Annotated in this window: 12 protein-coding genes; 9 read left to right on the top strand and 3 right to left on the bottom strand. The window is 49.9% G+C overall.

Going from position 1 to position 10,993, the window contains the following annotated elements; genetic code table 11:
* The first annotated feature begins 360 nt into the window (after positions 1–360).
* From LQZ19_RS00540 to LQZ19_RS00530, 3 genes are all read left to right on the top strand, one after another.
* Positions 361–2,277, top strand: coding sequence for a tetratricopeptide repeat protein (locus LQZ19_RS00540; protein ID WP_411045676.1), 1,917 nt, complete (start codon positions 361–363; stop codon positions 2,275–2,277).
* A 4-nt stretch (positions 2,278–2,281) separates the two neighbouring features.
* The gene (locus LQZ19_RS00535) at positions 2,282–4,750 is read left to right on the top strand and encodes a tetratricopeptide repeat protein (protein ID WP_411045675.1); all 2,469 of its coding nucleotides are present in this window, start codon (positions 2,282–2,284) and stop codon (positions 4,748–4,750) included.
* Positions 4,751–4,872: 122 nt separating this feature from the next.
* Positions 4,873–5,571 (top strand): DUF2786 domain-containing protein, encoded by a 699-nt coding sequence (locus LQZ19_RS00530; RefSeq protein ID WP_411045674.1) that lies wholly within the window; start codon positions 4,873–4,875, stop codon positions 5,569–5,571.
* Positions 5,572–5,646: 75 nt separating this feature from the next.
* Here LQZ19_RS00530 and LQZ19_RS00525 read toward each other — a convergent pair whose 3' ends face one another.
* Positions 5,647–5,859, bottom strand: coding sequence for a hypothetical protein (locus LQZ19_RS00525; RefSeq protein WP_411045673.1), 213 nt, complete (start codon positions 5,857–5,859; stop codon positions 5,647–5,649).
* Positions 5,860–6,178: 319 nt separating this feature from the next.
* On the opposite strand from LQZ19_RS00525, the gene LQZ19_RS00520 reads away from it, so the two are divergent.
* Positions 6,179–6,367, top strand: a complete 189-nt coding sequence (locus LQZ19_RS00520; protein ID WP_411045672.1) for a hypothetical protein — start codon at positions 6,179–6,181, stop codon at positions 6,365–6,367.
* Here LQZ19_RS00520 and LQZ19_RS00515 read toward each other — a convergent pair.
* A complete protein-coding gene (locus LQZ19_RS00515) occupies positions 6,364–6,918 on the bottom strand; it encodes a hypothetical protein (RefSeq protein ID WP_411045671.1) in 555 nt (184 codons plus the stop codon). The two genes, LQZ19_RS00520 and LQZ19_RS00515, sit on opposite strands and share 4 nt — an antisense overlap.
* A 135-nt stretch (positions 6,919–7,053) precedes the next feature.
* Here LQZ19_RS00515 and LQZ19_RS00510 point away from each other — a divergent pair, with 135 nt between their 5' ends.
* Positions 7,054–7,446: a transposase gene (locus LQZ19_RS00510; protein WP_411045670.1), complete on the top strand. Its 393-nt coding sequence runs from the start codon at positions 7,054–7,056 to the stop codon at positions 7,444–7,446.
* A gap of 188 nt (positions 7,447–7,634) precedes the next feature.
* On the opposite strand, the gene LQZ19_RS00505 is transcribed toward LQZ19_RS00510, so the two are convergent.
* Entirely contained in the window at positions 7,635–7,964 is a 330-nt protein-coding gene (locus tag LQZ19_RS00505; RefSeq protein WP_411045669.1) for a helix-turn-helix domain-containing protein, read from the bottom strand.
* 126 nt (positions 7,965–8,090) lie between these two features.
* On the opposite strand from LQZ19_RS00505, the gene LQZ19_RS00500 reads away from it, so the two are divergent.
* From LQZ19_RS00500 to LQZ19_RS00485, 4 genes are all read left to right on the top strand, one after another.
* Positions 8,091–8,258, top strand: coding sequence for a hypothetical protein (locus LQZ19_RS00500; protein ID WP_411045668.1), 168 nt, complete (start codon positions 8,091–8,093; stop codon positions 8,256–8,258).
* 107 nt (positions 8,259–8,365) lie between these two features.
* Positions 8,366–9,658 (top strand): hypothetical protein, encoded by a 1,293-nt coding sequence (locus LQZ19_RS00495; RefSeq protein WP_411045667.1) that lies wholly within the window; start codon positions 8,366–8,368, stop codon positions 9,656–9,658.
* Positions 9,659–9,676: 18 nt separating this feature from the next.
* The gene (locus LQZ19_RS00490) at positions 9,677–10,714 is read left to right on the top strand and encodes an SUMF1/EgtB/PvdO family nonheme iron enzyme (RefSeq protein WP_411045666.1); all 1,038 of its coding nucleotides are present in this window, start codon (positions 9,677–9,679) and stop codon (positions 10,712–10,714) included.
* Positions 10,715–10,835: 121 nt separating this feature from the next.
* Positions 10,836–10,967 carry a hypothetical protein gene (locus LQZ19_RS00485; protein WP_411045665.1) on the top strand — a complete coding sequence of 44 codons (132 nt, stop codon included), beginning with the start codon at positions 10,836–10,838 and terminating at the stop codon, positions 10,965–10,967.
* Positions 10,968–10,993 lie beyond the last annotated feature (26 nt).

Genomic DNA, 10,993 nt, shown 5'->3' with positions numbered 1-10,993 from the left:
TCTTCCGTCGCCATCCGTATTCCCTCCTCCTGGTCGAGTATTTCGTTGATCAGGCCCCGCTGCGCGCTTTCCCGGGCATACCGGAAAAATACCGCCCAGCGTTCAATCGGCGCCATCCCTGAAACCGGCGCTGTCAGGAACTGCTCCGCCTTCGGCAGCTCCACATCAATTATAGAGGTCAGTCCATTGAATGGCAAGTTATTTTCCGGGTCATAGTACCGGAACCGGTGGACCAGGGCATTGTCCTTATGGACATTCCGGGTCGGGTGCCAGGCACCCTTCTTTTCCTGAAAAAATATAGTTATATTGAAGATTATTACAAATTGTGATATTATTATCCTATGAAAGGGCAAAATAGACATGAGTTTCCGGAAATATAATGCCCTCCTTTTCCTCTTCTTCCTGGTTCTTACCCGGCTTCCGGCCCTGGATTTTACCCTGCGGCCCCGGCCCTTCCTGCTTATCCCTCAGGGCGAAATAGCCGAGCTCTATGCCATGGGCTACGGGGGGGACCTGCTCTTTGACCTGGATGTTTCCAGTATCCTTACCAACCCCTGGGGGCTTGGGTATTCCCTGGGCCTGGAAGGGGGGTATGCCTACGCGGATCTTGCCGAAGGGGCGGAGGGGGATATCCAGCTCTATTCCGCCGGGGCGGGGGCGCGGCTTTTCGTCTATCCCTTCTCCCGGCTTGCCCTTACCCTGGATGGGGCTCTTGGGCTTACCCAGGTTATTCAGCAGTATGGGCACCAGGAAACCGGTAGTTCCTCCTCCTGGTATTGGCGGGCCGGGGCGGAGGCGGGGTTCCGTTTTACACCCTTTTTTGTCCTTGGTCTGAACGGCGGTTACCGGTACTACCAGGACAAGTACCAGAGCGGTCCCCTGTATGAGGGGCTTTACGCCGGGCTTACTCTCCAGTTTACCCTTTCCACCAAAAATGCCGCGGGCTTGCATCTGGACCTGATCCAGGAGGAGCCCGTATACCCCCTGTTCCTGTCCCTCTATCAGCGGAACGGCGTGGGGACCCTCAGGATTAGTAACTACGAAACGGCGGAAATACGGAATGTGCGGGTGAGCTTCCGGGCGGGGCAGTATACTTCCTCGGAGTATAGCTGCGGGAACATCGGTTTTATCGGCAGGGGGCGCCATGCGGAACTGCCCCTGTATGCGGACTTTGCCCCGGCGCTGCTTAACTTTACTGAGGATGGCCGTATCCTGGGAGAAGTGGTAATCCGCTATACCCTCCTGGGAGCGGAACGGACGGCGGTTATTAGCAGTACGGTGCAGGTGGTAAACCGTAACGCCTATCGTTGGGGGGACCATGCAAGCCTTGCAGCCTTTGTGTCCCCCACGGAAGCGGCGTCCCTGGAATACGCCAAGTATGTGGTGGGCCTGGCCCGGAGCAGACGGCGCACCGGACTAAACCAGAATATGCAGTTTTCTATCTGGCTGTACGAGGGCCTTCTGAGCGCAGGTGTAAGGCAGCAGGGCTCAGGACGTAACACTAATATTGAAGTCGACAGCATACAATACCCTGCGGAGACCCTGGCCTTCCGTTCCGGGGATGCGGTGGATCTGGGGTTGCTCTACGCCAACATCCTGGAATCATCGGGGATACCCGCAGCGATTATACCCCTGGAGGACGATTTTCTTGTCCTGTATTCCTTAGGCATAAACCAAAATACAGCGGGCAGTCTTTTTAACAATATGGAGAAGCTTTTCGTTATTAATGATGAAGTGTGGATGCCCCTTTCCATGCTCAATTTCAATAACGGCTTTATGAATAGCTGGGAAGGGGGAAACGTACGGCTGAACCGGGCCTTTGAAAAGGGGGAAGCGCTTGATTTTACCAGACTTACCGACGCATGGGCGGCCTATCCCCCGGTTGTTCCCCCGGTGGCGGCCGTAAGCGCCCGGCCCGAGGAAGCGGCTTTAAGCCGCCGGGCGGACACCGCCCTTGCAATATATATTGCCAATGAGCTGGAGCCCAAGATAGCGGCCCTTGAGGATCAGCTCCGCGCCAAGCCCGCTGCGGCCTTATTTAATCAGTTAGGGATACTATTACTGCGGGCAAACCGTCAGGAGGATGCGAAGGGCGTATTTGAACAGGCCGCCGCTCTTGGCGCCGCATCGGGCATGACGAACCGGGGAAACCTTGCCCTGCTTGATAAAGATTATACCGAAGCGGAAACCTGGTTTAGAAAGGCCCTTGCATTAAGCCCGGAAAATGCCGCCGCAAAAAGCGGTCTTGCCAAGACAGCTATGCAGCGGGGAGAGTAATCGCATGGGACACAAACGCTGCCGGGCCTTCCCTGCGCTTGTCTTTGCGCTGCTTGTCTCCGCTCCTCTTTTATATGGGGAAAATAGTTTTGCCCTGCGGCTTTCCCCCGGCGCGGCCATTCCCCTGGGGGACGATCTGTTCGTACCCGGTTTCGGGGCGGAGGGCGCGGCGGAGTGGGCTTTTGGGTTTTCCCCGCAGAGGCGGCCCTTTATGGGGTTACGGCTTGGGGGCGGTTTTTTTCAAATTGCCGTGGAGACCGGGTCCCCGGTTGTTTTTACCGAGGGGAATCTGGGATTGTTTTTCCAGTGGCGCGCCATGGACCGGCTTGCCCTCTGGGCGGAAGGAAACGGGGGGATATTTAACTACAACTACTCCTGGGATGATACCACCGACACCCGGTTGCGCCTTGGGGGAAGCATTGGGGCGGATTTGTACCTTACCCCGGCTATTGCCCTCTATGCCGCCGCGGCTTTTAACTGGCTCAGTATTACTCCCTCCAGTTCCATCAATACTCTGGGTATTAACGTAGGTCTCCGCCTGGATCTGTTAGAATTACTGCGCAGGGAAACAAGGATAAGCGGGGAAAAGAAAACCCAGGAACCGGTGTTTCCGGTGTCATACGCCTGGTACGAAAATAACCCGTTAGCCTCCGTGCGGGTTACAAACCAGGAGGATACCGCCATAAGCAATGTAAACCTTTCGTTTTACCTGGAACGGTACATGGTGCAGCCAACCCTGTTTTATACTATACCGCATCTTAAACGCGGGGAGTCCGTGGATGTTCCGATAACCGCCATTTTTAATGAAGCCATGATGGACCTGACGGAAAACATCACCGCCAATGCGGCCCTGCGTATCAATTATCAGGCCCTGGGCCAGGTGAAACAAACTGAGCTGCCGCTGCAAATGCCCATCTACAACCGGAACGCCATGAATTGGGACGATGACCGCCGGGCTTCCTCCTTTGTTTCCCCCCGTGACCCCGCAGCAAAACTATTTGCCCGGTATGTCCAGTCTGTCACCGATACCCGGCTCCGGCCCCTTAACAGCACCGAAGGACCTATCCCCCGGAATATCCAATACGCCCTGGGCCTGTTTGAAGCGCTCAAGCTCTACGGTATCAATTATGTTATTGACCCCACAAGCTCCTATATTGAACTGTCGGAAAGTGCAGGCAGCATGGATACCCTGAACTATCCCTACCAGACCCTGTATTACCGGGGCGGGGACTGCGACGATCTTTCCATCCTGTTTTGCTCCCTGCTGGAAGTATTGGGAATAGACACGGCGTTTATCACCATACCGGGACATATCTACATGGCCTTTGATTCGGGGCTCACCGGCGAAGAAGGGCGGGAACAGTTCTTTCTCCCCAATGATTTGATTTACCATGGGGGGAAAGCTTGGGTCCCCCTGGAAACAACCCTTACGGGTGTTCCCTTTTATCAGGCTTGGCAGGTAGGGGCCCGGCAATGGCAGGACGCCGGATCGAACCGAATCTTTTTCCCCATGGAAGAATCCTGGGCCCTCTACAAGCCGGTAAGCGTGAGCGATGCGGCGGATAAGATGCCCGAACTGCCGGATGAGGACAGCCTTATCAGCGCCATCGAGGAATCTCTTGACATCTATGTCAGTTTTCAAATCCGCCCCCGGGCCCGGGAACTGCAAGAGCAGATCGCCGCTTCTCCATCGGAAAACGCCGCCATGGTACGGCTGAATAACTTGGGCAGTTTATACGGAAAGACCGGAATGCTCCTTGATGCGGAAACCGAACTACGCCGTATACAGAGAAACGCCCCGGCGGCGGTCAACCTGGGAAACATAGCTTTTGTGCGCGGCCAATACGATGAAGCAGAAAACCTGTACCGGGAAAGTCTGGCGCAGGAACCGGGAAACATCCTGGCCCGGCTCGGCCTGGCCAGAACCCGGTACGAACAGGGGGACTATGCCGGGGCGGAAACGGAGTACCGGTATTTGCAGAACGCCGACCCGGTCCTGGCCGAACAGTATCCCTACCTGGGAACCTGGCGGGAAACCCTGGGCCAGCCCCTAAGCTACTCAAACCGCCTGTCGACAACCCGGTGGATGGACGCCTATTGGCAGCCGGAAGCGGATCAAGTATCACCGGCGCTGCTTGTAGAGGCGACACCCCTGGAGGAAGTGACACCCCTGGAGGAAGTGACACCCTTAGAGGAAGTGACACCCCTAGTGGAGGTGGCAACCCCGACGGAGGTGACACAGCCTGCGGCGAACTCCCCCGCATTGCCCGCTTTCTACCGGGTTGTCCTTGGGGATACCTTGATCCGCATTGCCCAACGGACTTACATCTACGGTGATTGGACGAAGTGGAAACTCATCTATGAAGCCAACAAGGCCGCATTCCCCCACCAGAACAATCCGGATTTTATACTACCGGGAATGATCCTGCAAATTCCGCCAATTAACGGAGAGACACGCAGCGGGACGCAGTAAGGCCGCCCTAGATAACCCTTTCCGCTTAAGGATTTTTTAACCGCAAAGTCGCAGAAGGCGAATAAGTTGAATTATTTCTGTTTCTGAGGTATATTTTTTGCATAATGCTGAGGAAAAAGTGTTTGGGCGTAGAAATGCCTGAATTAACCGAAAAAGATAAGGTTATAGAGAAAATACGAAAACTCTTTGCGATGTCCGAATCCACTTCGATTAACGAGGCGGCAATAGCGGCAGAAAAAGCACAACTGTTGATGAGTGAATACAGCATATCCGCCGGAGATTTCATGGCATCCTTCGATATCCCCACAAAAAGAAATATTCCATTGTGGCAGCAAAGTCTTGCGCTTGCGGTTGCGGATTTATACGGTGTAGTCATGAGGCGGAATCAAAATTTAATTTATGAAGATGATATCTCCAGCTATTATACCTTTTCTATTCAGTTTATTGGTGATGAAGTTTATGCAACGGTTGCAAATGAAATGTTTGTTTACCTCAAAGAAGCAATACAGCGGCTGTCTATGGCAGTAGGCGGACGTAGCAGCCGTGATGCTTTCTGTAAAGGCGCTTCCCGGACTGTTATTGAGAAACTCAATAACATGGGTACCGATGAATCATGGATCAGCCAAAGAGAACGCCGCTATTTGCAAGCCTGTGATTATGTCGAAAATACCCTGGCGCTTATTGTTCCCGCGAGAAGAACCGTTAAGTTCTCTATTGATAAATCAAATTACGATAAAGGGCGCGATGCAGGAAATAGTATCTCATTGCATCGACAGGCAGGCGGAATAACATCGCAGGGTCAAATAACAAAGTATCATTGACATTTTCCCTCGGCCCTGCAAAGGGCAAGATAGAATTCAGATGTTTTCATTTTTTCGGGTATATACCAGAGTGCTTTAAAATTGTTTACAGACTTCCACAGTTTTGCTTTTCTCCGGCATATAGCGCAGTACCCGCGCATCATTCTTTACTGCATCCAAACAAAATGTTGCATTTATCCAATACTGCTCAGGAATTTGAGCGCAGAGCAGGGGGAGATCATCATCTATGGACCAGTCAAAAATACCGGGCGCGGACTCAGGGGTCGTTAGATCCAATTTATACTCCAATGCTTTACTCCTGTTATAAGCACTTATTAGTAGGATAGTATTTTATACCGCTCTCTTTATTTGTCAAGCCCTTTTACCCTATTGCAGGCTTTATACATTGGCCATGGTCAGGGTATGGGAGTATTTGCGGAAATGCATATAAAAAAGATACAGAATCGACATACGGTGACATTAGAAGTCAGGAGTAACTTTATATAAAAGAAAAAGCGGTTTACCTGCAAATATATTTCTTGATGATTCTGATAGCTGGGAAAAATTGGGGAAACGGAAAATAATTAAATTTCAGGCAAATAGAGAGGATCATGTTATACTCTCTGATATGGTACCTATGAGCATTGACAAAAAACCACACATATTAGCACAAGAAATAAAAATTGATTTGAATTATTTTGAGATTAACCAAATAAAAAAATTTGTAAAAAATAACAAGGATTTACTACTGCAACTTGCTGAGGCTAACATTGATTTCTTTGACTTTCTTGAAAAGATGATACTAATGAAGGTTTAGATTGAGAAAGTATCAAGTTCCCGAGCAAGTCGTAACGCAGTATTGATATCATATAAATCCTGATGTCCATGTTGTTTTACTGTATTAATAAACGTATTTAATGCTTTAATACAGTCAATCAAATCCTTGTATATTTCAGCAAGTTTGCGTTTTTCAGTGCTGTCAATAGTACCATTTTTTTGAAATGAATACTGAGTGCCTCCTATTAGCTGCAGTAATTCAGCCAAGTAAACCAACTGTCGATTTGACGTAACGATATCAATGGGTTGGGATATATGATCTGCTAACCACATGGCATCTTTAGATATCCGCTGTATAGATGTCCGGATATCAGCAATAACTTCATCCCCACGATCACTTTCTAATAATCGTGATTTTCCAGGTGCAAAATCATCCGTAAAATCACACTCAAAATCACTCTCTACTAAAAATTTCCTATAATATGCATTGAATAATGATGCAAGTTTGTTCATATTTTCTGCAATATCAGTAAAGGTTTCTGTAATCGAAGAAAATTGTGGTTTGCTACTTTCTCTTAATGGTTGTTGCATATTAAAAATATACGATAGAATACTACAAAAGTCTATAGAATAAAATATTACGGAATTATAGAAGTATGACACCAGGAGTCACCCTAAATATGATCACCACAAAGAATCTCCGCAGGCGCCAAGGCTGTAGGGGGCTTGGTTAAGTTATTACAGGCTGGTATACTGGCCCTTATGGACTATGGTGAGCGGCTTTTCAGGATACGCTGGCCCAGGGGTTTTATATGCCCCCGCTGCGGCGGCAGGGCTTACTATCCTGTGCAAAAGCGGAATCAGTTTGAATGTTCAGTCTGCGGGTATCAGCTTTCCCTAAGCGCAGGGACCCTCATGCACAAAAGCCGTATTCCTCTGGAAAAGTGGTTTGCGGCGGCGGCTTTATATGACCGCAGCCCGGATATCACCCCGCTGAATTTCTCGCGTGCCCTGGGGCTGACCAAGCCAACCGGGAGCCTGCTGCTTAAAAAGATACGCCAGGGGCTGGCAAACAGGAAGAACAGAATTCTTTTGTCTAAAATGGCAAGCGAAGCTTAGTTCCGTAAACAAAAGTGCTTGGTTTCCTGTAATAACTTAACCAGCCCCCTGTAATCCCTCAAAGAGCCAAAAAAAGCCATTTTTTCGACTTAAAAAATATAACTTTTATCCATGTGGTTAGTATATACAATCTACCGATGAAAACCGTTGGACGTGGAAAAAAATTTGGAAAAAAACGCCCCCCAGGATTACCCGGTCTTGGTAGTGTTGAGCAGGGTTTCTATTTGCACCATCACATAATCCTGAAACTTTGGAGGCAGATCGTTGAACAGGCTAATCATGCGCTGGAGTTTTTCGTCCGGTGTCTTGTACAGCATTTCACCTTCGCCGTTTTTCAGCCATACTTCACTAATCCCAAAGCTCAGCGAGATAAGGTGAATAATCCGGTCATTGACCTTCCGGTGATTGGATTCCAATTCCGCAATATAGCCATTGCTGATGAAAATGGCTTTGGCAAACTCCGCCTGGGACATATTGAGAGCTTTCCGGGCGTGTTTGAGGCGTTCATTGACGGTCATAGGCCAAATATACCACAAAAAAACTCACTGAACAAGGTATTTTTCTACGGAATGAGGATTGACGGAAACTCACATATTGATATAATATATCTACATTGTGAGTATTTTACAATAAGGTGAACCGCCATGACAAAAGAGGAAAAGCTTGACAAGGTATGCAATGCATTTTCTGCCCTAAATGAGGAAAAACAGGAGTATATCATCGGCATTTTGCAAGCTCTGGTTTTTGCAGCAAACGAGAATTCGTCAACCCGGGAAATGGCAATTGAACAAACACAGGAGGGGCGGAAATAGAAGGGGACAATAGCGGATTATGGCAGATTGACGGCTTGTATAGGCCGCTGTCTAAAGGGGACCTTTTGATCTTGGGTAAATAAGGCAAACCAGGGGAGACAATGATAATGAAAAGGATTGTTTCAATTTTTGCTGCGCTGCTTCTGTTGGGTTGTGCTTCTGCGCCGCAGGACCCGGCGCGTGTGGAGTTTCCCCAAGACGCGCCGCTGATTGTGGACGGTAAGGATGGCGCGGGCATACGGATCGCCATCCTGCAGCCAACTGTGTCCAGTCTGCCTGACAGCGAATCCTGGATGCCGGTCCTGATACAAGGCATACTTACCGGTGATTTCAACATCTTCTCCCGCATGACTGTCCTGGACCGGCTGAATTTGGATGTCCTGCTCGCCGAACAATCCTTTTCAACGGCGGGCAATTTTTCCGACGAAGACTATATCCGTATTGGCCGGCTACTCAATGCGCAGTATATTCTCGCCGGTTCCATAGTAAAAATAATAAGCAATGAATTTTTTCTGCAGCTGGCAGTGGTCGATACGGAAACCGGTATACGCAAGGCATCGTTCACTAAAACCTGTATCCTCACGGAAATACGGGATACTTCGGTAATCAAAGATGCCTCGTATACCCTGCTCTCGCAGTTGGGCGTTGTTCTGACCAATACCGGGAAGGCGGCCCTGTACAAAATACAAGCGGCGAAAAGCGAAAGCGTCCCGCCGACATCCGGTACGAATACCGTTCCTGTAACACCGGCGCCCGCAGCAAACGCCCGAACCGTACCGGCGGCAGCAATCTCCGCCTCTGCGGTGGATACAGGGTTTCCCATGATTACCGTTGTTGAAAAACGGAAACATTTTGTTCTGAACAATGCCTTTGGCTTTATTGATACCAGAACAAGGGATGATACCTTTAATCCGTTTTCGATTAGTAAAGACATTGTGCCCTTTGAATTGTGGTTTGATGTTTTCGAATGGGCAGTAACCCAGGGTTATGTGTTTACCCGCAATGGACGGGAGGGTAGATCCGGTGAGGTGTACGGCATTGATATTCAGAACGCGTTTGTTTGGTGTAATGCCCTGAGCGAATATTCCGACATTGCTCCGTATTACGCCAATGCGCAGGGAGGGGTTCTGAAAAACGCCGGTTTTCACGGAAACCTTACCGAAGCAATTTCGGCGGGGACTGGTTTTTGGGAAAAAATAAAGAAACAGAACAACTCGGGTTACCGTCTGCCGACCTACTGGGAGGCTGAATTGGTTCACGTCAATTTGGCATTGGCGGACATGGACAAACTTTTGATAGAACCCTGGACAAGCGGCAACAGTCTTACCAATGCCTACAATATTGGTTGGCAGCGTTTGGATTCAAGTAACGGATTCCGGGTAGTACGGGATCACAAATAAAGAGAGGGGAAAAGAATAATGGCTTTTTGTACACAATGCGGAACAAAACTCAATGATGGCGCACGGTTTTGTATGTCCTGCGGGGCGCCGGTTGCCGGTGCTGTCCCGGCAGCCAATACAGCGCCGGTTGCTGTGGCGGCGCCTGCGCCTAATGCAGCGCCGGTTCCCGCGGCATCCCCCGCACAAGCGCCTTCTCCGTCCGTACCGGGGATGGTAACGGTGATCCCCAGGGGGCAACAACTGGTAATCCCCGGCTTTGGGACGGCAGGGGTATTCATCAAGGGCCGAACGGTAACACTAAGCGCCTATAGTATCGGGAAATATGCGGTAACCTGGGAACTGTGGGACGAGGTACGTCAATGGGCCTTAAAAAATAACTACCAGCTTGCCGAGGGGCAGTGCGGCGTGAAGCCGGTTATAGCCAACCCTGGTGCAGAAATAAATTATCAGGAATTTTTGTACCCGGCGGTCGGTGGCAAGGGACAACCGGTAGCAAATATAAGTTGGGATGATGCGATGATATGGTGCAACGCCTACAGCGAGAAGCTTGGTTTGGAACCGGTGTACCGGATTGGCCGTTTTAAGTGGGCGCGTGATAAAAACGATTTAAGCAAGATGGACTGGGATCGAAGCAAAAACGGCATCCGGCTGCCCACAGCAGCGGAATGGGAATGTGCTGCGCGGGGAGGGAACCCGAATGTGCCGGACTGGGAATATGAATACGCAGGAAGTGACGATCAGGAAGAGGTAGCGTGGAGTTGCTGGGGCTATTCTGACGATACAAGCCATCCGGTAGGCCAGAAAAAGCCGAATTTGCTGGGCTTATACGATATGAGCGGGAATGTAGATGAATGGTGTTGGGACTGGTACGACTATCAGAACATAAGTGCCGATGCAGTGGTTGACCCAATAGGCCCAGAAAGTTCCCCGGACTATCGCCGAACCCTGAAAGGTGGTTGCTTCTTTTGTCCTATGTTTCAGAAAATTGAAGATCTACATAGCAACAACTACAAAGGCGGAAGTGCGTGTACAGGTTTCCGCCTTGTGTGCCCCTGAGTAGGAAATTGGTTTTTCACGATACCTTTTGGAACAGCGTAAGGGCTATCGTTAAAAAAAGGGATTCGGTGAATCCCTGAATATGAGCCTACCCGTGTAGCCACGGAAAGGAGGAAATAGTATGGCATATTCAAAACCTGTAGTGCTTGCCCAGAACGGTAAGCAAGGTGTGTTTGCGGCGGGGTGCCCGGCAAACAGAAGCAATGGCGGTACTGCCCCAACAGCTTGCAGATCCTGTGAACGAACCAGTTAGTTCCCGTTTATCCCTGAAGGGGAGTA

Origin of the sequence: Treponema primitia (assembly GCF_046533075.1) — a bacterium.
GTDB classification, from domain to species: domain Bacteria; phylum Spirochaetota; class Spirochaetia; order Treponematales; family Breznakiellaceae; genus Termitinema; species Termitinema primitia_B.
Note: the sequence above shows the minus strand (reverse complement) of the source record. Positions and strands in the feature narration are given on the sequence as shown.